This window comes from Aquabacterium soli (assembly GCF_003933735.1).
Lineage (GTDB): Bacteria > Pseudomonadota > Gammaproteobacteria > Burkholderiales > Burkholderiaceae_C > Aquabacterium > Aquabacterium soli.
Map to the genome: position 1 here is coordinate 204709 of NZ_RSED01000008.1, position 22237 is coordinate 226945.

General features: G+C 66.5%; 23 protein-coding genes. 16 read left to right on the plus strand and 7 right to left on the minus strand.

Features of this window, described 5'->3' with window-relative positions; genetic code table 11:
* Both EIP75_RS12245 and nfsB read left to right on the plus strand, forming a co-directional pair.
* Entirely contained in the window at positions 1–1008 is a 1008-nt protein-coding gene (locus EIP75_RS12245) for a zinc-binding alcohol dehydrogenase family protein (RefSeq protein WP_125243541.1), read from the plus strand.
* Between the two features lie 64 nt (positions 1009–1072).
* Positions 1073–1726 carry an oxygen-insensitive NAD(P)H nitroreductase gene (nfsB, locus tag EIP75_RS12250; protein ID WP_125243542.1) on the plus strand — a complete coding sequence of 218 codons (654 nt, stop codon included), beginning with the start codon at positions 1073–1075 and terminating at the stop codon, positions 1724–1726.
* 67 nt (positions 1727–1793) lie between these two features.
* Here nfsB and ychF read toward each other — a convergent pair whose 3' ends face one another.
* Entirely contained in the window at positions 1794–2888 is a 1095-nt protein-coding gene (ychF, locus tag EIP75_RS12255; RefSeq protein ID WP_125243543.1) for a redox-regulated ATPase YchF, read from the minus strand.
* A gap of 68 nt (positions 2889–2956) precedes the next feature.
* The gene (locus EIP75_RS12260) at positions 2957–4810 is read right to left on the minus strand and encodes an ATP-binding protein (protein WP_158622834.1); all 1854 of its coding nucleotides are present in this window, start codon (positions 4808–4810) and stop codon (positions 2957–2959) included.
* Positions 4811–4990: 180 nt separating this feature from the next.
* On the opposite strand from EIP75_RS12260, the gene EIP75_RS12265 reads away from it, so the two are divergent.
* The gene (locus tag EIP75_RS12265) at positions 4991–6151 is read left to right on the plus strand and encodes an FAD-dependent monooxygenase (protein WP_125243545.1); all 1161 of its coding nucleotides are present in this window, start codon (positions 4991–4993) and stop codon (positions 6149–6151) included.
* Between the two features lie 20 nt (positions 6152–6171).
* Positions 6172–6933, plus strand: a complete 762-nt coding sequence (locus tag EIP75_RS12270) for a DsbC family protein (RefSeq protein ID WP_233584822.1) — start codon at positions 6172–6174, stop codon at positions 6931–6933.
* 9 nt (positions 6934–6942) lie between these two features.
* Here the strand turns inward: EIP75_RS12270 and EIP75_RS12275 are convergent, their stop codons facing one another.
* From EIP75_RS12275 to EIP75_RS12295, 5 genes are all read right to left on the minus strand, one after another.
* Positions 6943–8148, minus strand: a complete 1206-nt coding sequence (locus tag EIP75_RS12275; RefSeq protein ID WP_125243546.1) for a DUF3108 domain-containing protein — start codon at positions 8146–8148, stop codon at positions 6943–6945.
* 10 nt (positions 8149–8158) lie between these two features.
* Positions 8159–9931: a M61 family metallopeptidase gene (locus tag EIP75_RS12280; protein ID WP_125243547.1), complete on the minus strand. Its 1773-nt coding sequence runs from the start codon at positions 9929–9931 to the stop codon at positions 8159–8161.
* 11 nt (positions 9932–9942) lie between these two features.
* Entirely contained in the window at positions 9943–10431 is a 489-nt protein-coding gene (locus tag EIP75_RS12285) for a DUF3429 domain-containing protein (protein WP_233584823.1), read from the minus strand.
* 103 nt (positions 10432–10534) lie between these two features.
* The gene (locus EIP75_RS12290) at positions 10535–11332 is read right to left on the minus strand and encodes an SAM-dependent methyltransferase (protein ID WP_125243548.1); all 798 of its coding nucleotides are present in this window, start codon (positions 11330–11332) and stop codon (positions 10535–10537) included.
* Positions 11333–11365: 33 nt separating this feature from the next.
* Positions 11366–12007, minus strand: a complete 642-nt coding sequence (locus tag EIP75_RS12295; RefSeq protein WP_125243549.1) for a Maf family nucleotide pyrophosphatase — start codon at positions 12005–12007, stop codon at positions 11366–11368.
* Positions 12008–12057: 50 nt separating this feature from the next.
* Between EIP75_RS12295 and EIP75_RS12300 the strand changes: the two genes are divergently transcribed.
* From EIP75_RS12300 to EIP75_RS12355, 12 genes are all read left to right on the plus strand, one after another.
* Positions 12058–12675, plus strand: coding sequence for a YceD family protein (locus EIP75_RS12300; protein ID WP_233584824.1), 618 nt, complete (start codon positions 12058–12060; stop codon positions 12673–12675).
* A gap of 245 nt (positions 12676–12920) precedes the next feature.
* Entirely contained in the window at positions 12921–13103 is a 183-nt protein-coding gene (rpmF, locus tag EIP75_RS12305) for a 50S ribosomal protein L32 (RefSeq protein WP_009552540.1), read from the plus strand.
* A 272-nt stretch (positions 13104–13375) separates the two neighbouring features.
* Positions 13376–14482: a phosphate acyltransferase PlsX gene (plsX, locus tag EIP75_RS12310; protein WP_420797165.1), complete on the plus strand. Its 1107-nt coding sequence runs from the start codon at positions 13376–13378 to the stop codon at positions 14480–14482.
* Positions 14483–14492: 10 nt separating this feature from the next.
* Positions 14493–15509 carry a beta-ketoacyl-ACP synthase III gene (locus tag EIP75_RS12315; RefSeq protein ID WP_125243551.1) on the plus strand — a complete coding sequence of 339 codons (1017 nt, stop codon included), beginning with the start codon at positions 14493–14495 and terminating at the stop codon, positions 15507–15509.
* Between the two features lie 49 nt (positions 15510–15558).
* Complete coding sequence (gene fabD / locus EIP75_RS12320) at positions 15559–16497, plus strand: ACP S-malonyltransferase (protein WP_125243552.1); 939 nt, start codon at positions 15559–15561, stop codon at positions 16495–16497.
* Positions 16494–17237, plus strand: a complete 744-nt coding sequence (gene fabG / locus EIP75_RS12325) for a 3-oxoacyl-ACP reductase FabG (RefSeq protein ID WP_125243553.1) — start codon at positions 16494–16496, stop codon at positions 17235–17237. Before fabD ends, fabG begins: the two co-directional genes overlap by 4 nt.
* A gap of 113 nt (positions 17238–17350) precedes the next feature.
* Complete coding sequence (gene acpP, locus EIP75_RS12330) at positions 17351–17590, plus strand: acyl carrier protein (protein WP_125243554.1); 240 nt, start codon at positions 17351–17353, stop codon at positions 17588–17590.
* A gap of 72 nt (positions 17591–17662) precedes the next feature.
* A complete protein-coding gene (gene fabF / locus EIP75_RS12335; RefSeq protein ID WP_125243555.1) occupies positions 17663–18907 on the plus strand; it encodes a beta-ketoacyl-ACP synthase II in 1245 nt (414 codons plus the stop codon).
* Between the two features lie 86 nt (positions 18908–18993).
* Positions 18994–19533, plus strand: coding sequence for a hypothetical protein (locus tag EIP75_RS12340; RefSeq protein ID WP_125243556.1), 540 nt, complete (start codon positions 18994–18996; stop codon positions 19531–19533).
* A complete protein-coding gene (gene rpoE, locus EIP75_RS12345) occupies positions 19530–20213 on the plus strand; it encodes an RNA polymerase sigma factor RpoE (protein WP_125243557.1) in 684 nt (227 codons plus the stop codon). The genes EIP75_RS12340 and rpoE overlap by 4 nt, the downstream gene beginning before the upstream one ends.
* 116 nt (positions 20214–20329) lie before the next feature.
* Positions 20330–21106: a sigma-E factor negative regulatory protein gene (locus EIP75_RS12350; protein ID WP_125243558.1), complete on the plus strand. Its 777-nt coding sequence runs from the start codon at positions 20330–20332 to the stop codon at positions 21104–21106.
* 44 nt (positions 21107–21150) lie between these two features.
* Positions 21151–22209 (plus strand): MucB/RseB C-terminal domain-containing protein, encoded by a 1059-nt coding sequence (locus EIP75_RS12355; protein WP_125243559.1) that lies wholly within the window; start codon positions 21151–21153, stop codon positions 22207–22209.
* The last annotated feature ends 28 nt before the right edge of the window (positions 22210–22237 follow it).

The following is a 22237-nucleotide window of genomic DNA, read 5'->3' on the forward strand; positions in this document are numbered from 1 at the left end:
ATGAAAGCCATCGCCTACACCCAGCACGGTCTGCCCATCGACGATCCGCGCTCATTGATCGACGTCGACCTGCCCATGCCGCTGCCCGGCCCCCGTGACCTGCTGGTGCAGGTGCATGCCGTCTCCGTCAACCCGGTGGACACCAAGATCCGCGCCAATTCGCCCACCGATGGCTGGCGCGTGCTGGGCTGGGACGCCGTGGGCGTGGTGCATGCCGTGGGCACCGATGTGACGTTGTTCAAGCCGGGCGATGAGGTCTTCTACGCCGGCGCCCTCAAGCGCCCAGGCACCAACAGCGAGTACCACGTGGTGGACGAGCGCGTCGTGGGACACAAGCCCCGCAGCCTGAACGCGGCCCAGGCCGCCGCCTTGCCGCTCACCGCCATCACCGCGTGGGAGTTGCTGTTCGACCGCCTGGGCGTGCCCGAAGGCGGTGGCGAAGGCCAGAGCCTGCTGATCGTGGGCGCGGCCGGCGGTGTGGGCTCCATGCTGACGCAACTGGCGCGGCAGCTCACCCGGCTCACCGTGATCGGCACCGCCTCGCGGCCCGAGACGGCCGACTGGGTGCGCCAACTGGGCGCCCACCACGTGATCGACCACCGCCAGCCGCTGGCCGACGAACTGCGCAATGCCAACCTGCCGCCGGTGGACATGGTGGCCAGCCTGACCCACACCGACACGCACTACCCGCAGATCATCGAAGCCCTGCGCCCGCAGGGCCGCCTGGCCCTGATCGATGACCCGGCCACGCTGGACGCGGTGCCGCTCAAATCCAAGAGCCTGTCGCTGCACTGGGAGCTGATGTTCACGCGTTCATTGTTCGAGACGCCCGACATGGTCCGCCAGCATGAGCTGCTGGAGCGCGTTTCCGCACTGGTGGACGAAGGCGTGCTCAAGACCACGCTCAGCGAAGACCTGGGGCCCATCAACGCCGCCAACCTGCGCCGCGCGCATGCCCTGATCGAAAGTCACCGAGCGCGCGGCAAGGTCGTGCTGTCGGGCTTCTGACAAGCCACGACTGCTTCGGTATCGTCCAGCCCTTCTTTCCTTTGTTGTTCCAGGAGCCCCGGCCATGAGCCTCGTCACCGTTTCCCAGACCCGCTACACCGCCAAAGCCTATGACGCTTCCCGCAAGGTTCCACAGGCCCAGGTGGAAGAGTTGCTCACCCTGCTGCGCAACAGCCCGTCGTCGGTGAACTCGCAGCCCTGGCACTTCGTGGTCGCCTCCACCGACGAAGGCAAGGCCCAGGTGGCCAAGGGTGCGCAGGGCGGCTTCTCGTACAACGAGCCCAAGATCCTGAACGCTTCGCACGTGGTCGTGCTGTGCGCCCGCACCGACCTGTCTGACGACTACCTGGAAGCGCTGCTCGATCAGGAAGAGCGCGATGGCCGCTTCACCGCCGAAGGCGCGCGAGCCAACCAGCGCAAGAGCCGCCAGGGCTATGTGGACATCCACCGCTACCAGACCAAGGACCTGCAGCATTGGATGGAGAAGCAGCTCTACCTGGCGCTGGGCACCTTGCTGCTGGGCGCCGGCACGCTGGGCATCGACGCCACGCCGATGGAGGGCATCGACAGCAAGGCCCTGGATGAGGCGCTGGGCCTGCGCGAACGCGGCTTCACCGCCGTGGTGGCCTGCGCGCTGGGCTACCACGCCGAGAACGATTTCAACGCCAAGCTGCCCAAGTCGCGCCTGGCCGAGCTGGCCACGCTGACGCGGATCTGATCAGCCCAAAAAAAATCCCCGCAGGCGCCAGGCTTGCGGGGATTTCAGCGTCGGGGGCTATGAAGGATCAGACGTTGAACAGGAAATTGAGCACGTCACCGTCCTTGACGATGTACTCCTTGCCTTCGGCGCGCATCTTGCCCGCGTCCTTGGCACCTTGCTCACCCTTGTAGCTGATGAAGTCATCGAAGGCGATGGTCTGCGCACGGATGAAGCCGCGCTCGAAATCCGTGTGGATCACGCCCGCGGCCTGAGGGGCGGTCGCACCCACCGGCACTGTCCAGGCGCGCACTTCCTTCACGCCCGCCGTGAAGTAGGTCTGCAGCCCCAGCAGCTTGAAGGCGGCGCGGATCAGGCGGTTCAGGCCTGGCTCGTCCTGGCCCATCTCCGCCAGGAACATGGCGCGGTCTTCGTCTTCCATCTCCGACAGTTCGGCTTCCGTCTTGGCGCAGATGGCCACCACGGGGCCTTTCTGGGCGGCGGCGTACTCTTTCAGGCGATCGAGCAGCGGGTTGTTCTCGAAACCGTCTTCCGACACATTGCCCACGAACATGGCCGGCTTGGCCGTGATCAGGCACAGGGGCTTGAGGATGGCCAGCTCTTCCTTGCTGAAATCGATCGTGCGCACGGGCTTGGCCTGGTCCAGCGCGGCCTGGCACTTCTCCAGCACCTTGACCAGGGCCGCGGCTTCCTTGTCGTTGCCTGAGCGCGCCGCCTTGTTGTAGCGGTGCAGGCTTTTCTCGACCGTGCCCATGTCGGCCAGGCACAGCTCGGTCTGGATGACCTCGATGTCGGCGATCGGGTCGACCTTGCCGGCCACGTGGATCACGTTGTCGTCTTCGAAGCAGCGCACCACATTGACGATGGCGTCGGTTTCGCGGATGTGCGAGAGGAACTGGTTGCCCAGGCCTTCCCCCTTGGAGGCGCCTGCCACCAGGCCGGCGATGTCCACGAACTCGACGATGGCCGGCAGGATGCGCTCGGGCCCGACGATGTCGGCCAGGGCCTGCAGGCGCGGATCGGGCACTTCCACCACGCCCACATTGGGTTCGATGGTGCAGAAGGGGTAGTTCTCTGCCGCGATGCCGGCCTTGGTCAGCGCGTTGAAGAGTGTGGATTTGCCCACATTGGGCAAGCCCACGATGCCGCATTTGAGGCTCATGGTCGGTCCTGGTCAGGTCGCAAGGGGAATCAACCCGCCATTTTAAGTGACGCGGCCATGCGCCGGTGTCACGATGCGGTTTTCAGCAGGGATTCATGCGCCCGGGGCGGGCGGCGCCAGTGTTCCACGGCCTCGATCAGCTGGCGCCGCTCGATGGGCTTGGTGAGCACCTCGCTCATGCCGGCCGCCAGGCATTGCTCGCGGTCTTCGGTGTGGGCGTTGGCGGTCAGGCCCAGCACGGGCAGGTCCAGGGCGCCTGGGCCGGCCTCGCCGTGGCGGATGCGGCAGGTGGCTTCCAGTCCATCCATGCCCGGCATGCGGAAATCCATCAGCACGATGTCCACGGGGTGCTCGCGCAGGTAGAGCAGGGCGGCTTCGCCGCTTTCCACGGCCTCGGCCTGGGCGCGCACCCCGCAAAGCACCTCGCAGGCCAGCATGCTGTTGACGGGGTCGTCCTCGACCACCAGCACGCGGGTGCCGGCCAGGTGGTCGGGGCGCAGGGCCCGTGGCGGCACCACCGGGGCCGTGTCCTGCGAGGGCGGCAGGGGCAGCACCACACTCACCGTGGTGCCCTGGCCCAGGCGGCTGTGCAGGCTCAGCGTGCCGCCGGCCAGCGCGACCAGCTCCTGCGTGATCGTGAGCCCCAGCCCCACGCCGCCATTGCGGCGCGTGCTGTCGTGCTCCACCTGGTAGAACGCATCGAACACCCGCTGCTGGGCTTCTTCCGACAGGCCTGCGCCCGTGTCGACGATGTCGAAGCGCACGCTCTCGGTGCCGGAAGGCGACACGTCCAGCCGGATGCCGCCGCGTTCGGTGAACTTGGCGGCGTTGGCCAGCAGGTTGATCAGCACCTGGGACAGGCGCAGCGCGTCACCACGCCGCTGCAGCACCAGGTCGGACGCGATGTTCAGGTGCAGCGTCAGGCCCTTGCGCTGGGTGATCGGCGAGACGGCCTCGGTGGCGCGCCGGCAGGCGGTGACGACGTCCATGGGCTCGTGCACCATCGACATCTTGCCGGCCTCGATGCGCGACAGATCGAGCACCTGGTCGATCAGCGCCAGCAGGTGCTTGCCGCTGCTCTGGATGGTGGACACCAGGCGGGTGTTGCGCTCCTGCGTCGTGGCCGCATCGGTTTTTTCTGCCAGCAGGTCGGCCGACACCAGCATGGCGTGCAGCGGGGTGCGCAGTTCGTGGCTCATCACCGCCAGGAACTGGCTCTTGGCGCGTGAGGCGGCCTCGGCGGCATCGCGGGCCTCTGCCAGGGTGTTGGTTTTTTCGTGAAGCCAGCCTTCCAGCGCCTTGCGCGCATCGGCCGGCCCCACCGGGCCGCCCGTGGCCAGGATCTGCATCACGCCATGGCGCAGCCGTGACACGCTCATCAGGCTCATCAGCATGGCCAGTTCCACCAGCAGTGCATTGAGCATCAGGGGCGCGAACTCGGCATCCCAGCGTTCGATCGGCACGTGCCAGCGCGCGATCAACGGGGGAATGGACACAACAAGGGCCAGCGAAATGGACCACAGCAGGGCCTCTCGCTGTGGCCAGGTCATGTGCAGCAACAGGGTGATCAGCACCGTCCACATGTAGGTGGAGGCCATCCAGTAGGTGTCGATCTGCCCCGGGGCGAAGACACTGAGATGCACCACCCCGCTGACGAAGTACAGCTGCAGGCAGGCCACGGCCAGCCGCTGGGTGGTGACCAGGGTTTCGGGACGCCGGTGCAGGCGCAGGAACAGCCAGAACAGCGCCAGCACCAGGAAGGGCTGCACCCAGCGGTCCAGCGTGGTGTTGGCGGCGGTGAGTGATTCGATGGTGTAGAGCACCGCCGTGGCCAGCGCCCCGATGCCCAGCACCGCCAGGCTGGTCTTGCGCTCCAGCATGGCAATCACCGGTCCGCCACTGCCCTGTTCTTGCGTCGTCATTGACATGGTTTGTTGGCGGGCTGGTGCTGCGAGGCGCCGGTCCGCGGGATCGTCAAAGCCATGGCCTTTTAGGCAGGACATGGTCCGATTGCCCGAACTGTAGAGGCAATTGACGCGTTCGTCAGTCAGGCACAGCCCTGATCCGAGGGGCTGGCAGATGGCGCTCTAGAATGTCCCATCATGAAATCAGCTGTTTTCGACGTCTGCGTGAGCGGCAGTGGTGCTGTGGCGCGGGCCCTGGCGTTGGCCTTGTCCGGCCAGGGATGGCGGGTGGCGCTGGCCTGCGAGCCAGGATCCCTGGCGCCCCGTGAGCATGACATCCGCACCTACGCGCTCAACGCACGCGCCATCGCCGTGCTCGAGCGCTTGCGCATCTGGCCACAGTTGAAACAATTCGCGTCGCCCGTGCATGAAATGTGTGTGAAAGGCGACAAAGGGGGCGAGCTCTCGTTCTCGGCCTGGCAGCAGTGCGTGAGCGAGCTGGCCTGGATCGTGGACGCAGGCGCCCTGGAGCGCCTGCTGGGCGATGCCATCCGCTACGCTCCTCACGTGACGCAGATCGATGCGGTGGAGGGCGAAGCCCTACCCGTGCAGGCCGCCTTGCTGGCCGTGTGCGAAGGCAAGCATTCCCGCACCCGGGAGGCCCTGGGGGCCTCGTTCTCACGCCGGGAGTATGGGCACTGGGGCCTGGCTGCGCGCCTGAAGGCCAGCCGCCCGCATGCCGGCGTCGCCCGACAGTGGTTCCGCTCGCCCGATGTGCTCGCGCTGCTGCCTTTCCATGATCCGGAGCCGGGCGCTTCCTACGGTCTGGTCTGGTCGCTGCCTCAGGAACGGGCCCGCCAATGGCTGGCCGAGCCGGCCGAGGTTTTCGAAGTCGGGCTCATGGAAGCGATCCGTGAAAGCGATCCCGCAGGCGCTGCGCAAGTGGGCCAATTGCGATTGCACGGGACGCCCGCAGCCTGGCCGCTGGCCGTGGCCCAGGCGTCGCCCTGGAGTGGCCCGGGCTGGGTACTGCTGGGCGATGCGGCCCACCAGGTGCACCCACTGGCCGGCCAGGGCCTGAATCTGGGGCTGGCCGATGTCGACACCTTGGCCGCGGTCCTGCGCGAGGCCCGTGAGCGCGAGCCCTGGCGCTCACCGGGTGACGAGCGCCTGCTCCGGCGTTACGAACGAGCGCGCTGGATGCCCACACGCGCCATGGCCGGCCTGACAGACGGGCTGCTGCATCTTTTCGCACAGGACCAGGGCGTGGTGCGGGAACTCCGCAACACGGGCATGGGTCTGTTGAACCAGTGGAGCCCCCTCAAACGGTGGCTGGTCGGGCAGGCGCTCGACCGTTGACGAGAGCAAAAGGATCCCCCATGCAAGTTTTCGCGCGCCCCATGCGGGGTACTTTCATCGCTGTTGCGCTGGCCGCTCTGGCCGCCGTGCCGGCGTTGGCTCAGAACGCTGTGCCCGCAGCCCAGCAGGCTGCGCTCAAGCAGAAGCTGGCCCAACGTCTGCCTTCCCTGCCAGCCGTCGAAGAGATGCGGCCTGCGCCGCTGGCTGGGCTGATCGAGGTCCGCGCCGGCGATCACCTGATCTATACCGACGCCAAGGGTGATTACATCCTGGACGGCAGCCTCATCGACACCCAGTCCAAGCGCAACCTCACCGAAGAACGCCTGGAGCAGATCAACCGCATCGATTTCGCCACCTTGCCGGTCAAGGATGCCGTGGTGTGGAAGAACGGCAATGGCCAGCGCAAGCTGGTGGTGTTCGCCGATCCCAATTGCGGCTATTGCAAGCACCTCGAGAAATCACTGCAGCAGATCAAGGATGTGACCGTGTACACCTTCGTCATTCCCATCCTGGGTGATGACTCTAAGGCCAAGACGGAGAACGTCTGGTGCGCGAAAGACCGCACCCAGGCCTGGCGTGACTGGATGCTTGATGGGCAAGCCCCTCCGCGTGCGCTCGGCCTGTGCGCTTCACCGACGCAGCGCAATTTGGCCATGGCACAGCGCCTGCGCGTCAACGGCACGCCGGCCATGTTCTTCGAAGACGGCAGCCGGCTGGCGGCCGCAGCACCAGCCAATGTGGTCGAGCAGCGTCTGGTCAAGGCCGCCAAGGGCGGCGGCTGATCATCTTTCTCATGGCGGGGCCACCGGTGCGGGGGCTGCCGCCTGCTGCGGCATCTTGTCCATCTTCATGTCCACATAGTTGACCTTGCCCTGGCGCAGCAGCATGCGGATGGGCAGGTACTGCAGGCTGGGGGCGATCCAGATCTCGGCCAGCACTTCGCCTCTTTCCTTCTCCCTTTCCTTCTGGCTTGCCAGCGGCCGGGGCTTGAGCCTGAAGGTGTCGATCTTGCCCAGCGGGGTGTCCAGCGCCTCCTGCGCCTCGATGTCGTAGACGACGGTGTCCTGTTGGTTGGTCCAGGCCAGGGGCATCGACAAGGTGCCCCCCACTTTCAGCGTGTCGGGCTTGAGCAAGGCCATGTAGGCCAGCTGGATGTAGTGGCTGGCGGGATCTTGCACCAGGGGCAGCTTGGGCTCGCGGTGCCCATCGGACAGCTCTATCTCGTCGGTATGGAAGGTCACACGGCGCGGCGTGCCGCTGCTGATCAACAGCTTGTTGATGGACTCGAATCGCCTTGGCACCAGGCCTGCCGGCGTGATGTCGCCTTCGCTCGTCCAGCGCTGTGATCCCAGCGGTGCGAAGCTGGGCCCCACCGAGGCATCCACGCGCACCTGGTAGCGCATGTCCTGGCGCACCCATTCCACCTGCGCCTGTCCGTAGATGGGGCCACGGATGTAGCCCTCGGCCTTGAAGGTCACGCGGGTGGCCAGGGGCCATTCGAAAGGCTTGGCATCGTCGATGGTTGCGCTGGCGGCGGTGGCGACGACCGGCGCGAAGGCCTCTGGCGAGCTCGCGGCTGAGGCGGATTCTGCTGCGGCCACCAGCGTTTCGCTCGCGGCGGGCTCTGCGGCTTGCGAGGCAGCAGCAGCCTGGGTCTCGGGCAAAAGCTCTTCGCTGGCGGCGTTGTCGGGCGCCGGGGCAGAAGCCGGTTTGGAAGCGGCAGAGGCGGCTTGCGGGGCGGCTGGTGACGCAAGCGCGGCAGGAGGATGCATCGGCGGCGGGGCTGCCACCACCGGCGGAGCGCTCAAGCGCATGTCGGCCACCATCACGGCCTCCATCCGCTTGATTGTGGGCCCGTCCGCGCCCATCGACTCCATCTGCCCCATCACACCACGTGTGACGAGGGCATGGGCCAGCAGCACGCCGGCCACGACCGCGACCAGGGCCGCACGGCGACGCCACGCGGACGGTGGGCGCGAACCAGACCCTTGTGCCATGCCTGCCTGGTCAGTGGCCCAGCCACAGGCGTCGGCGCGCCTCGGCCGCCGAGCCGGCCGCACCGCCCAGGCTCAAGGCCACCAGCTGTGCCCCGTTCCCTGCTTGCGCAGCTGGCACGGTCAGGGTCTGCAGTTGCTGGTCCCGGCAGATCAGCAGGGACTGAGCCTTGTCGGCGCGTCGCCATTGCGACAGGTCGTCGATGCGGCGCAGGCGCCAGTTGTCCAGCGCAATGAGTTCATCGCCGGCACTGATCCCGGCAGACTCGGCCTGGCTGCCGTGCATCACCGCCTGGGCCTTCAGGCTGCCGGCGGACTCCTGCACGCGCAGGCCCAACTGCTGCGCGGCGGGGCCTGCGCGCGTGGTCCATTGCACGCCGAATTCAGCCAGCAACTCCTGCAAGGGCAGGTCACCGGTGCCGTGCACCCAGGCGGCCAGCAGGGCGTGCCAGTCGGCGGCATGCCGTGGTGGGCTTGAGGCCTCATCGCTCAGGGCCGTGGTCACGTCGTCTTCGGTGATGGGCCGCTGCAAGGCCCACAGGCGGTGCATCACGCCATCCAGGCTGGGCTGCGTGCCATCGGGCCGTGCCGGGGTCAGCCGCAGCGACAGGTCCAGCGCCAGGGCCACCAGCGAGCCCTTGGTGTAGTAGCTCACCGTGGCATTGGCTGTGTTCTCGTCGGGGCGGTAGTAGCGTGTCCAGGCGTCGAAGCTGGCCTGGGCCACGCTTTGCAGGTGGCGCCCGGGTGTGGACAGCACCTGGTTGGCCGGCTTGGCCAGCAGGCGAAGGTACTGCGCGGCATCGATGCGTTGTGTGCGCAGCAGGAACTGGTCGTCGTAATAGGACGTGAAGCCCTCGAAGAACCACAGCATGCGTGTGTAGTTCTCCTGCGTGTAGTCGTAGGGCGCAAACTCGCGGGGCTTGAGCCGCTTGACGTTCCAGGTGTGGAAATACTCGTGGCTGATCAGGCCCAGCAAGGTGGTGTAGGCCTCGCTGGGTGCGGTGTCCTGCCCACGGCGCGGAATGTCGCGGCGCGCACAGATCAGGGCGGTGCTCTCGCGGTGTTCCAGCCCACCGTAGCCGTCTTCCACCACATTGAGCAGAAACACGTATCGATCGAAGGCAGGCTTGCGGCGGCCATGCCAGAAGGCAATCTGGGATTCGCACAGGCGCTGGGTGTCTGACATCAGGCGCTCCAGGTCTGCATCGTCGGCCGCTCCGGTCACCACCAGCTCATGCGGCACGCCCTTGGCGGTGAAGCGTCCCCGCCAGAAGCGGCCCAGCTCGACGGGGTGGTCCACCAGTTCGTCGTAGTGGGCAGCCTCGTACCAGCCCTGGCCCTGCTGGTCGACCTCGGCGGGGCGCAGGGCGGTGGCAACAGCCCAGCCCTTGGGCAGGCCGGCGATGCGCACGCGGTGTGGCTGCGCTTCGCGGCCTTCAACGCGCAGGAACACGCTGGTGCCGTTGAAGAAGCCGCGGCGTGCATCCAGGAAGGCTGCCCGCACCGAGGTGTCGTTGGCATACACCTCGTAGCGCACGCTCAAGGCGCCGCGGCCGGGGGCGTGCACCAGCCAGGTGGTCTTGTCCTCCTGCACCAATTGGCAGGGTGTCTTGCCCTGCGATGCCTGCAGGCCCATCACGTGGCGTGCGAACTCGCGCACCAGGTAGCTGCCCGGGATCCATACCGGAAGGCTCAGGCGCACCGGGCCATCGGGCCGGGGCAGCTTGAGCGTGACGGTGTAGCGATGGGCGTTCGTCTGGGCCGGTTCGATGAGGTATTCGATCATGCGGGTCGTGGTCAAAGTTGGGCGGCGGCCAGGAAGCAGCTCAGGCTGGCCACGATCGTCAGGCGAAAGCGCAAGGTCAGCCATCCGCTGGCACCCAGCAGCGGGTACAGGCGCCGGTCGATCAGGTAGCCGACGATCAGCAGGGCACCCAGCACGACCAGTCCGGCGTGCGGCGGCATGTTCACCGCGATCCAGGCGGTCACCAGGCGGATCAGGCCCGTCCACAGCGTGCGCTGCACCAGGGCATGGTCGGTGTCTTCAGGGCGCACGCGCACGGCCAGGCCCCAGGGCAGACCGCCCAGGAAGGAGATCACCAAGGCGGCATAGCTGGTCAGCGCGCCCACCAGAAAGAAGAAGGGCTCTGCCTGCACCCGCCCGGACAGCAGCCAGATGAACACCACCCCCGCCACGAAGGGCAGCAGGCTGGCATGACTCAGTTGCGTGGCCAGGCGCCCTGGCAGGGTGTGCGAGGTGGACGGGTCGAGTGACAGGGTGCTCACGGTGCGATCAGGCTGGTGTTGAAGAGCGTAGGCGAGGGCGCTCAGCGGCCTCTGCCTGGATTGTGTCAAGAACGGCGCCGCGTCGGGGGGCGGAAGGCCTTGTTCAAGCGGCCAGCCACGCAAAGACGGCCGGAATGTGGTCCGGCAGGGACAGCGCTTGCTGCCGCCAGTGCGACACGAGGTGGGTCTGGCACCAGCCGTTCTCCAGCGTGAGGCCGCAACTGATGGACAGCAGGGTGTCGGGCTGCAAGGTCTGCACCAAGGCCTGGGCCAGGGCGGTGTTGCGGTATGGCGTCTCGATCACCAGCTGTGTCTGGCGCTGCTTGCGGGAGTATTGCTCCAGCTCTCGCACGCGTTGCGCGCGGGCCGCCGTGTCGGTCGGCAGGTAGCCGACGAAGGCGAAGCTCTGGCCGTTCAGGCCGCTGCCGGCCAGCGCAAGCACCAGTGAGCTGGGCCCCGAGATCGGCAGCACGGGCACACCGGCCTTGTGGGCGGCCAGCACCAGGCCTGCGCCCGGATCGGCCACACCGGGCAGCCCGGCCTCCGAGATCAGGCCCACATCGTGCCCCTGCAGGGCCGGCGCCAGCAGCGCATCCCATGCTGCTGTCGGGGTGCCCGCGGGCGCGCCGCCCTTGGGTGGACGGGGCAGCACCTCGATGTGCAGTTGCTGCAGCGGTGTCTGCAGCCGCGCCACCGCGTCCACCCGCTTGAGAAAGGCGCGGGTGGTCTTGGCGTTCTCCGCCACCCAGTGCTGCAGCCTGGCGGCTGCCTGCAGCGCCCCCAGCGGCAGCACGGCCTGCAGATCCGGCAAAGGCTGGCCTTCGGGAACGCTGCCCAGGTCCAGCGTGTTGGGGATCAGCAGCAGGCGTCCAGTAGCGCGGCGGGCGGTTTGGTCATTCATGGCAAGCATCGGAAGAAATTCAGGGAGGGGCGGTCACGGCTGGGCGGCGGCGCGTTGCGCCAGCACATCCAGCCCGGCCTCGCGCAGCAGGCGGGCCACGGTGATCAACGACAGGCCGACCAGGGTGGTCGGGTCGTCGGATTCGATGCGGTCGATCAGCACAATGCCCAGCCCTTCCACTTTTGCGCTGCCCGCGCAGTCATAGGGCTGCTCCAGCCGCAGGTAGGTCTCGATGTCCTGTGCGCTGAGAGGGCGCATGTGAACCTTGACCGTGTCGACGGCCTGCCAGCACTGTCCGGTGGCGGGGCGCGCCACGGCCACCGCCGTGTGGAACAGCACTGTGCGCCCGCTCATGGCGCGCAACTGGGCGGTGGCCTTGTCGTGTGCGAGGGGCTTGCCCAGTGCGAGGCCATCCAGGTCGGCCACCTGGTCCGAGCCGATCACTACCACATCCCGCATCGTCGCATCCGTGCCAGCGAATGAGGCTGCCACGGCGGCTGCCTTGGCTTCGGCCAGCCGCACGGCCAGGGCCAGAGGGGCTTCGCCGGCGTGCGGTGTCTCGTCCACCTCGGGGGCGCGAATCTCGAAGGGCAGGCCCAGTCGCTCAAGCAGCTCGCGACGGTACCGCGAGGTCGAGCCGAGCACCAGTGCGGGGGAGGGCAACTTGTCAGGCATGTCGCCATTGTCGTCTGTGCGGGGTGCGGCCTTGCGCCTACACTGCGCGCATGAAACCGCGTCAGTACCAACCCCGCAAGATCGACATCGGGGCCTTCATCGACACAGAGGCTCCCCTGGACGGCCTCTCCCCCCTGGACGAGCTGCCCCGCATGGCCGAGGGCGTGCCCCCTGAGGTGGCTCTGGACACGATCGAGCCGGTCAGCTGGCAGGCTCAGGGCCGGCTGGTGCCCCAGCGTGTGGGTGAGCCCCAGCGCTGGCTCGACCTGAGTGCCCACGCCATGTTGCCGTGGGTGTGTCAGCGTTGCCTGCAGCCGGTGGTGTTGCCGGTAGAGTTCGAGCGCAGCATCCGTTTCGTGGCCGACGAATCCCTGGCTGCCGAGCTGGACGCCGACATGGACGACGACGTGCTCGTCACCAGCCGCAGCTTCGACCTGCTCGATCTGGTCGAGGACGAACTGATCATGGCTTCGCCCCTGGTGCCCCGCCATGAAGAGTGTCCTCAGCCGCCCAAGATGTCCGTGTCGGATCCCGGCGCGGACGATGACGAGGCCGAGGAAGGCCCCGAGGGCTCTCTCTCCGAGGGAAGCCCCCGCAAAAACCCTTTTGCCGTGCTGGCCCAGCTTAAAAAGAGCGGCAACAGCGGCCCTTCAGGTGACAAATCTTGAGCACCTTGGGTATCGCGTGCTAGAATCTCGGGTTTTCCGGGTATTCATTTATCCGGAGAAGTCAACTGAATTCAACCCGCGCAGGGTTCGATGCTGATGCGTCATGTGGTCGCCGCCTCGTTTTAGGGGCAGGCCGGTCTTGATGCAGCGCCCCAGATCATGGCTGCCAAGCCGTGCATTGAGGGGTGTGATGGCAGTGGATCCCGCGCCCCTGCTTCGGGCCTTGCCCGATATTGGAGTCCAACATGGCCGTTCAGCAGAACAAAAAGTCGCCTTCCAAGCGTGGCATGCACCGCTCGCACAACGCCCTGGTCACCCCGGGTACCGCCATCGAGCCCACCACCGGCGAAGTGCACCTGCGTCACCACATCAGCCCGACCGGTTTCTACCGCGGTCGCAAGGTCCTCAAGACCAAGGCTGACGCCTGACGCTGTCCGGCGGCCGCGCCCGGCGCGGCCCGTTGGGTCGAACTCTATTTCCGTATGAGGCTGGCTTCACCAGTCGTCATGCTCGACGGGCTGGTCGCGCTGGCAATTGCCAGACTTCCGGCCCATAGTCTGTTCAGGCCCACCCCGCATGCCGCCATTCGTGCGTCACGGGTTCGCGCCTGATCCGGTGCCCCTTCATGAATTCTTCTGCGCTTCCTGCCTCTGCTTCCCCGGTGGCGGGCCGCCATCCCCTGCCTGATTTGCAAGGTCCCGTGCGCATCGCCGTGGACTGCATGGGCGGGGACAACGGTCCGTCCATCACGCTGCCTGCTTGCAAGGCCTTCCTGGAGCACCATCCCGACGCGGAGTTGGTGCTGGTGGGCCTGGCCGATGCCATCGCACCCGCCAAGGGCTGGTCACGCGTCACGCTCGTTGAGGCCACCGAGGTCGTCTCGATGGACGATCCGGTCGAGGTGGCCCTGCGACGCAAGAAGGATTCGTCCATGCGCGTGGCCATCAGCCAGGTCAAGCTGGGTGAAGACGGTGCATCCAAAGCGCATGCGTGCGTGTCCGCCGGCAACACCGGCGCACTGATGGCCGTGGCCCGCTACCTGCTCAAGACGGTGCAGGGCATCGACCGCCCAGCCATCGCCTCGGTGATGCCCAACCAGCACGATGGCTACACCACGGTGCTGGACCTGGGGGCCAACGTCGATTGCAGCGCCGAACACCTGCTGCAGTTCGCCGTGATGGGCTCTGCGCTGGTGGCTGCCGTCGATGGCAAGGAGAACCCCACGGTGGGTCTGCTCAACATCGGCGAAGAGATGATCAAGGGCAACGATGTCATCAAGCAGGCCGGCGAACTGTTGCGTCAGGCCGATGCCCGGGGTGCCATCAACTTCCACGGCAACGTCGAAGGCAACGACATTTTCAAGGGCACGACCGATCTGGTGGTGTGCGACGGCTTCGTCGGCAACGTGGCGCTCAAGACGGCCGAAGGCCTGGCCACGCTGTTTGCGTCAGTCATCAAGCAAGAGTTCACTCGTAACATCTTCACCAAGCTTGTGGCCATCGTCGCGCTTCCGGTTCTATCGCACTTCAAAAAGCGCATGGATCACCGCCGTTACAACGGTGCTGCCTTGCTGGGTTTGAGGGGGCTGGTGTTCAAAAGCCATGGCTCGGCGGATGCCTTTTCTTTCGAGCAGGCCCTCAACAGGGCCTATCATGCGGCCCGGCACCGTCTGCTGGACCGTGTCCACGACCGCATCGCGGCCACCGTGGGCAGTCTTCCAGCGGAGGGTGCACAACCTTCCGTAGACAACCCACAAGGTGATGGTGTCACGTCAACCCCGCATACCCCCGTGGGGCGCGTGGCCTGACCTCTACTCGATGACCCAAACATCCCCCGTGTCCGGCGGGGCGGCGGCGCGAACCACGTACGCCCGCATTGCCGGAACAGGCAGCTACCTGCCACCCAGGCGTCTGAGCAACCAGGCGCTCGCCGAGCAACTGGCCCGAGACGGTGTCGAGACATCCGATGACTGGATCGTGGAGCGCACCGGCATCCGCTTCCGGCATTTCGCCGACGAGGGCGTCACCTCCAGTGATCTGGGGGTGCAGGCCGCGCGCCAGGCCATCGAGGCCGCCGGCTGCGAGCCGTCTGACATCGACCTCATCATCTGCGCAACGTCCACGCCGGACATGGTGTTTCCCTCCACCGCCTGCCTGATCCAGCACAAGCTGGGTGTGGCTGGCTGCGCCGCCTTCGACGTGCAGGCCGTGTGCTCCGGTTTCGTCTATGCACTTGGCGTGGCCGACAGCATGATCCGCTCGGGCGCGGCGCGCAAGGCGCTGATCATCGGCGCAGAGGTGTTTTCGCGCCTGCTGGATTTCAAGGACCGCACCACCTGTGTGCTGTTCGGTGACGGTGCCGGCGCGGTGGTGCTCGAAGCCAGTGACCAGCCCGGCATCCTGGCCTCGCGCTTGCATGCCGATGGCCGCCACGCCGACATCCTGTGCGCACCTGGCGCCATCGCGGGCGGGCACGTGCTGGGCGATCCCTTTCTCAAGATGCAGGGCCAGGCCGTGTTCAAGCTGGCCATCAGCGTGATGGACAGCGTCACCAGCGAGGTGTTGTCTGCCGCGGGCGTCGATGCGGGGTCGGTGGACTGGCTGGTGCCCCACCAGGCCAACATCCGTATCATGCAGACGGCCGCACGCAAGCTGGGCATGCGCATGGACCAGTTGGTGGTCACCGTGGACCAGCACGGCAACACCTCGGCTGCCTCGATTCCCCTGGCGCTGGACCACGCCGTTCGGCAAGGCCAGGTCCAGCGCGGCCAACGGCTGTTGCTCGAAGGCATGGGCGGCGGCTTCACCTGGGGCGCCGTCCTGCTGGATTACTGAGCGCCTGCGCCGCAGCATCTCCCCCACAACATCAACACAACAACACGCCATGACCGCTTTCGCATTCGTGTTTCCTGGACAAGGCTCGCAGTCGGTGGGCATGCTCGACGCCTGGGGTGATCACCCCGCCGTGCGCGCCACGCTGGTTGAAGCGTCCGACGCCCTGGGCGAAGACATCGCTGCCCTGATCGCGCAGGGCCCCAAGGAGCAACTGGACCTGACCACCAACACACAGCCTGTGATGCTCACCGCTGGCGTGGCGTGCTGGCGCGCCTGGCAGGCCGACACGGGCCTGGTGCCCGCTGCTGTGGCTGGCCATTCGCTGGGCGAGTACACCGCCCTGGTGGCCGCCGGCGTGCTCACATTGAAAGATGCGTTGCCGCTGGTGCGTTTCCGTGCCCAATCCATGCAAGAGGCCGTGCCCGTGGGCACAGGCGGCATGGCTGCCATCCTGGGGATGGACGCTGAGGCTGTGAAGGCTGGTTGCCTGGAGGCGGCCAGGCTGTCCGGTGAGGCGGTCGAAGCGGTGAACTTCAACGATCCGAAGCAGACGGTGATCGCCGGCACCAAGGCCGGTGTCGAAAAGGCCTGCGAGGTGCTCAAGGCGGCTGGCGCCAAGCGCGCACTGCCATTGCCTGTGTCCGCGCCGTTCCACTCCAGCCTGATGAAGCCTGCCGCGGAGCGCCTGAAGGAAAAGCTGGCCGCCACGCCCTTTGCCGTGCCGGCCATCCCGGTGATCAACAACATCGATGTGGCCGCAGCGACCGAGGCCGATGCGATCCGTGATGCCCTGTATCGCCAGGCCTTTGGGCCGGTGCGCTGGGTGGAAACCATCCAGGCGCTCAAAGCCCGTGGCCTCACACACGTGATCGAGTGTGGCCCTGGCAAGGTGCTGGCAGGCATGGTCAAGCGCATCGACGGCGATCTCGTGTCGGCCGCTGTGTTCGATCCTGCCTCGCTGCAAGAGGCGAAAGGGCTGCTGGCATGAGCGAGAACACCCCCCCGATTGCGCTGGTCACCGGCGCCAGCCGCGGCATCGGCCAGGCCATTGCCCGCACCCTGGCCCAGCGGGGCTTCACCGTGATCGGCACGGCCACCTCCGAAGCCGGTGCCCAGGGCATCTCGGAGGCGCTCGCCGCCTTCCCGGGCAGCCGTGGCGCGGTGCTCAACGTCAATGACGCCGCTGCGGCCGATGCGCTGATCGAGGGAATCGTCAAGGAATTCGGTGGGCTGCATGTGCTGGTCAACAACGCGGGCATCACCCGCGACACCCTGGCCATGCGCATGAAGGACGAAGACTTCGACGCGGTGCTCGACACCAACCTCAAGTCCGTGTTCCGCCTCAGCCGCGCAGTGATGCGCCCGATGATGAAACAGCGCCACGGCCGCATCATCAATGTCACCTCGGTGGTGGGCGCCACCGGCAACGCCGGCCAGGCCAATTACGTGGCGGCCAAGGCCGGTGTGGCCGGCATGAGCCGTGCGCTGGCGCGCGAGCTGGGCAGCCGCAACATCACCGTCAACTGCGTGGCGCCGGGTTTCATCGACACCGACATGACCCGCGCCCTGTCTGAAGAGCAGCACGCTGCCCTGAAGGCACAGATACCGCTGGGCCGCCTGGGGCAGCCGCAAGACATTGCTGAAGCCGTGGCCTTTCTGGCCTCGCCGGCTGCCGCCTACATCACTGGCAGTGAAATGCACGTGAATGGCGGCATGTTCATGAATTGAAGAAGTATTGAGATCTGTTGGGGCATCTCAATTTCCCGTCCTGCGGGCTGAAACCAAATTGTCGCGTTTCCGCCGGTAGAATCTGCCCCTTGTTACCACCTCCTGGAGGAGTCATGAGCGATATCGAAGCACGCGTCAAAAAGATCATTGCCGAGCAACTGGGTGTTGCCGAATCGGAAGTCACCAACGAAAAGGCCTTCGTGGCCGACCTGGGCGCCGATTCCCTGGACACCGTTGAACTGGTGATGGCTCTGGAAGACGAGTTCGGCATCGAGATCCCCGACGAAGAAGCTGAGAAGATCACCACCGTGCAATTGGCGATCGATTACGCCAAGGGCCACGTGAAGGCCTGAGCTTTCCAGCCGTGAACAAGGCCCTTCGGGGCCTTGTCCGTCTTCTCTCCGAACATCAGCCATTACCCAAGCATGACCCGTCGTCGCGTCGTCGTCACCGGCCTGGGCCTCGTCACCCCCGTGGGCAACACGGTCGATGAGTCCTGGAAGAACCTCATTGCTGGCAAGCCCGGCATCGCCAACATCACCAAGTTCGATGCGTCGGGCCTGGCGGCCAAGTTCGCCGGTGAGGTCAAGGGCTTCAACATCGAAGACTACATCTCGGCCAAAGAAGCCCGCCACATGGATACCTTCATCCATTACGGGCTCGCGGCCAGCATGCAGGCGGTGCGCGATTCGGGCCTGCCCACGGGCGAGGTCCTCAAACCCGAGGTGGCCGAGCGCATTGGCTGCCTGGTGGGCTCGGGCATTGGCGGCCTGCCGCTGATCGAGGAGACCCACAAGGAATACACGGAGAAGGGCGCGCGCCGCATTTCTCCATTCTTCGTGCCGGCCTCGATCATCAACATGATCTCGGGCCACGTGTCGATCCAGTACGGCTTCAAGGGGCCCAACCTGGCCATCGTCACGGCGTGCACCACCGGCCTGCACAGCATCGGCCAGGCCGCGCGCATGATCGAGTACGGTGATGTGGATGTCATGGTGGCCGGCGGTGCCGAATCCACCGTGTCGCCGTTGGGCGTGGGTGGTTTTGCGGCTGCCCGCGCGCTGTCCACCCGCAACGACGATCCGGCCACCGCGTCCCGCCCCTGGGACAAGGACCGTGACGGCTTCGTGCTGGGCGAAGGCGCCGGCGTGATGGTGCTCGAAGAGTACGAGCACGCCAAGGCGCGCGGCGCCAAGATCTACGCCGAACTGGTCGGCTTCGGCATGAGCGCCGATGCCTATCACATGACCGCTCCCGATGTGGACGGCCCCAGGCGCTCCATGCAGAACGCGCTGCGCAACGCCGGGATCAATGGTGATGAGGTGCAGTACCTCAACGCGCATGGCACGTCCACCCCGCTGGGCGATACCAACGAGACCAATGCGATCAAGCTGGCCTTCGGTGACCATGCCAAGAAGCTGGTGGTCAACTCCACCAAGTCGATGACCGGCCACCTGCTGGGTGGCGCCGGCGGCATCGAATCGGTGTTCACGGTGCTGGCCATCCACCACCAGATCTCGCCACCGACCATCAACATCTTCAACCAGGACCCGGAGTGCGACCTGGATTACTGCGCCAACACGGCGCGCGAGATGAAGATCGACGTGGCCCTGAAGAACAACTTCGGCTTCGGCGGCACCAACGGTTCGCTGGTGTTCAAGCGCATTTGAGTTCTTCGCGCCGCCACCGCCCGCATCCCGGCCACGCATGGCTGATGCCGCCGTCACCCAGCCATGGTGTGGTGGCAGGTCGGTGTGTGGCCGTGGTCATGGCCTGCCTGGCGTTGGTCTGGTGGGGTTCGCTGGCATTTGATGCTTCGCTGGGGCGGGCAAGCTGGTGGTCCGTGCTGTTGGCCGCTGCACCCTTGCTGGCCTGGCTGGTGCCCGTGTACCGCTGGGCAAAGGCGCTCGAGCCTCAAGCCGAGCGCCTCGTGTACTGGCATCCACCAGCCTTGCGGCATGCTCTCGATGATCCATCCCGCCAGCGGGCGCCCGTTCGCTGGACCGATGAAGAGGGCATTCCCTTAGACCTCCGTGTCGAGATGGACTTCGGTGCCGGAGTGCTGGTGCGCGTGCAGACCGCTGATGCTGGCGCGTGCCGTACTGCTCAAATGCAATGGCGCTGGATCGATGGCCGGTCCCTGCGCGGACCATGGCGCTGGCGCCTGATGTCAGCCGGCCGGCTCAGCCCCGCGCCCGCCGACGAGTGCGGGACGGCTGAGGCGATGGTGGCATCATGGGCACAGACGTCATCACAGAAAGCCATATTGCCCAAACCAGCCAGGAGGTCGGCATGACACCGCCCGACCGATCCCCTCCGGATGCCGATCAGCCCTCGGGTGTGACAGGGCCGGTGGCGCCTGCCCAGACCTCCGTGGATGTCGATGCCGCGCTCGTGGCCCGGGTGCAGCAGGGCGACCAGCGCGCCTTCGAGATGCTGGTGATCAAGTACCGCCGCCGCATCGAGCGCCTGGTGGCACGGATGGTTCGCGATGTGGACCTGGTCGAGGACATCGCCCAGGAAACCTTCATCCGCGCCTACCGGGCCCTGCCGCAGTTCCGGGGCGAGAGCGCCTTCTACACCTGGCTCTACCGCATCGCCGTCAACACCGCCAAGAAGGCGCTGATGCAGCTCAAGCGCGATCCGCTGGTGTCTGAATCGGCGCTGGCCGGCTCGGGCGATGACGACGATGAAACTTCCCGCGTCGAAAACGAACTCACCGATGGCGAGACACCCGAATCGGTGCTCGCCAGCCGGCAGATTGCCCGGACGGTGAACGAGGCCATTGAGGCCCTGTCTGACGAATTGCGCCAGGCCATCACCCTGCGGGAGATCGAAGGGCTGAGCTACGAAGAGATCTCCGAGATGATGAACTGCCCGATCGGAACGGTGCGTTCGCGGATCTTCCGGGCCCGCGAAGCCATTGCCCAGCGGCTCAAGCCTTTGCTTGACACCCGCGATGGCAAGCGCTGGTGAACCCTTGTTCGAGGGGTATTTCGTGCTCTTGTGCACAGGCTGGCAAGGCAATGTGAACTTTTCTTGCTGTACGGTGTCTCTTGAATCGACGATCTGTCTGAACCGGGGTATGCGTCATGTCTGATCACCCATTTGACGACGAAGCAAAATCTTACGAAGCTCTCTCGGCGCTGGCCGATGGGCAGGCGGCCGACCATGAGATCGCGCGGGCTTGTGCAGCCTGGCGCGGCCAGGAAGACGCGCGTGAGCGCTGGCATGCCTATCAGCTGATCGGTGATGTGATGCGCTCGGACAGTCTGGCCCAGCCCGCTGGGTCTGATCAGGCCTTCCTGGACGCTTTCCGGGCCCGTCTGGCCCAGGAGCCCGTGGTGCTGGCGCCCGCCGCACTGGCAGCTGCCGTGATGCCCCCGGTGGTCGAACCTGCAGTGGCCAACTTGTCCTATCCGCTGCACCGCCGGCGTTGGGCGGGCCCGGTGGCCGTGGCCGCAGGCTTCGTCATGGTCCTGGGGGCCGTGGTCACCACGCTGAACCCTGAAATGGGCCCGGCAGGTTCCCCCAATGCTCCGCAGCTGGCGCAGGGCGGGCGAGACGCCGTGGTGCCCGTGGCAGCCCAGGGCTGGGTCGGCCAGGAGGCTGCGCTGGCGCCCGCCTTGCGCTCCGGCTTGGTGGCCGACAGCTCGATGACCCGCCAGCCTGTCGAGGCCGCCCAGTCGTCATTCACCCGCAATGCCAACGAAGCAGCCGCCGAGCGCGCCGGCCACTTGGTCATCATCCGCGATCCGCAACTCGACGAGTTCCTGGCAGCCCATCGTGAGCTGGCCTCGCCGGGCACCTTCGTGCCGCCCGCCGGGCTGGTGCGCAGCGTCGCGTTCGAGGCGCCCGCAGGGCGTTGAGCAGCCCTCGGAGGGCCCGAGTGACACGAGCGCTGCGCCACCTGATGCCAAACAAGTCTCTGCCGCATGGCGCGCGCGCCTGCGGTGTGGCGTTGGCCCTCTCGGTCACGATGGCCCATGCCGCCAGCAACGAGGCCAGCGTCCCGGGGGCGGCACATGTTCCTGCGGCTGGGGCCTCCACGCCCGCGCACTGGCTGCGTCTGATGGGGCAGGCTGCTCAGAAGAGCAGCTACGAAGGCACCGTCATGATGAGCACGGCCGGCCGTTCCGGCAGTGTTCAGGTCAGCCACCGTGTCCAGGGCCATGAGCAGTTCGAGCGCATGGAGCCGCTCGATGGCCCCGTTCGCCAGATCTACCGCCACAACGACGACATCCAGATCCTGTGGCCGCAGAAAAAGACCGTGCTCGTTCAGCAACGGGGTGCCTTGCTGGGTGTGCCGCGCCCCTGGGCCCAGCTCGACGATCGCGTGGCCGATGTCTATCAGATCGACCTGGTGGGGCAGCAGCGCTGGGCCGGCCACTCGTCCATGGTGCTCTTGCTGCGTGCCCGTGACCAGTTCCGTTATGCGCAGCGGGTGTGGGCAGAGCAGCGCTCCGGCCTGGTACTGCGCACCGAAACCCTGGCGTCCAACGGCCAGGTGCTGGAGTGGACTGCCTTCACGCAGGTGAACCTAGAACCCCCGGCTGCACGGGGCTGGGCCCTGCCCGATGCCAAGTCCCTGGTCGGATGGCGCTGGCTGCGCAGTGACCTCAAGAAAACCACATTGCCGCAGGAAGGGTGGCAGGTCAACGATCTGCCGCCGGGATTCCGCCTGCTGACGTGCGTGCGCCGTGGTGCCTCAGGCGTGCCGCCTTCATTGGCCGCCAGTGAGCCGGCCGCTCAGGGGCCTGATGTCGTGCAGGCCGTCTTCGGCGACGGCGTCACCCACGTGTCCGTGTTCATCGAGCCGTTTGACGGCAAGCGCCATGAGCGCGAACTGATGCTGGCACAAGGCGCTACGCAGACACTCAAGCGGCGCGTCGGTGACTGGTGGCTGACGGTGGTGGGCGATGTGCCGGCCGCCACCGTGGTGCGCTTTGCATCGGCATTCCAGCGACCATGATGGGCGCGACGCGCCTCATGCGATTGGC

Coding starts and splice junctions, on each gene's coding strand:
- EIP75_RS12245 (WP_125243541.1), top strand. CDS start 1: ATGAAAGCCATCGCCTACACCCAGCACGGTCTGCCCATCGACGATCCG.
- nfsB (WP_125243542.1), top strand. CDS start 1,073: ATGAGCCTCGTCACCGTTTCCCAGACCCGCTACACCGCCAAAGCCTAT.
- ychF (WP_125243543.1), bottom strand. CDS start 2,888: ATGAGCCTCAAATGCGGCATCGTGGGCTTGCCCAATGTGGGCAAATCC.
- EIP75_RS12260 (WP_158622834.1), bottom strand. CDS start 4,810: ATGACGACGCAAGAACAGGGCAGTGGCGGACCGGTGATTGCCATGCTG.
- EIP75_RS12265 (WP_125243545.1), top strand. CDS start 4,991: ATGAAATCAGCTGTTTTCGACGTCTGCGTGAGCGGCAGTGGTGCTGTG.
- EIP75_RS12270 (WP_233584822.1), top strand. CDS start 6,172: ATGCAAGTTTTCGCGCGCCCCATGCGGGGTACTTTCATCGCTGTTGCG.
- EIP75_RS12275 (WP_125243546.1), bottom strand. CDS start 8,148: ATGGCACAAGGGTCTGGTTCGCGCCCACCGTCCGCGTGGCGTCGCCGT.
- EIP75_RS12280 (WP_125243547.1), bottom strand. CDS start 9,931: ATGATCGAATACCTCATCGAACCGGCCCAGACGAACGCCCATCGCTAC.
- EIP75_RS12290 (WP_125243548.1), bottom strand. CDS start 11,332: ATGAATGACCAAACCGCCCGCCGCGCTACTGGACGCCTGCTGCTGATC.
- EIP75_RS12295 (WP_125243549.1), bottom strand. CDS start 12,007: ATGCCTGACAAGTTGCCCTCCCCCGCACTGGTGCTCGGCTCGACCTCG.
- EIP75_RS12300 (WP_233584824.1), top strand. CDS start 12,058: ATGAAACCGCGTCAGTACCAACCCCGCAAGATCGACATCGGGGCCTTC.
- rpmF (WP_009552540.1), top strand. CDS start 12,921: ATGGCCGTTCAGCAGAACAAAAAGTCGCCTTCCAAGCGTGGCATGCAC.
- EIP75_RS12315 (WP_125243551.1), top strand. CDS start 14,493: ATGACCCAAACATCCCCCGTGTCCGGCGGGGCGGCGGCGCGAACCACG.
- fabD (WP_125243552.1), top strand. CDS start 15,559: ATGACCGCTTTCGCATTCGTGTTTCCTGGACAAGGCTCGCAGTCGGTG.
- fabG (WP_125243553.1), top strand. CDS start 16,494: ATGAGCGAGAACACCCCCCCGATTGCGCTGGTCACCGGCGCCAGCCGC.
- acpP (WP_125243554.1), top strand. CDS start 17,351: ATGAGCGATATCGAAGCACGCGTCAAAAAGATCATTGCCGAGCAACTG.
- fabF (WP_125243555.1), top strand. CDS start 17,663: ATGACCCGTCGTCGCGTCGTCGTCACCGGCCTGGGCCTCGTCACCCCC.
- rpoE (WP_125243557.1), top strand. CDS start 19,530: ATGACACCGCCCGACCGATCCCCTCCGGATGCCGATCAGCCCTCGGGT.
- EIP75_RS12350 (WP_125243558.1), top strand. CDS start 20,330: ATGTCTGATCACCCATTTGACGACGAAGCAAAATCTTACGAAGCTCTC.
- EIP75_RS12355 (WP_125243559.1), top strand. CDS start 21,151: ATGCCAAACAAGTCTCTGCCGCATGGCGCGCGCGCCTGCGGTGTGGCG.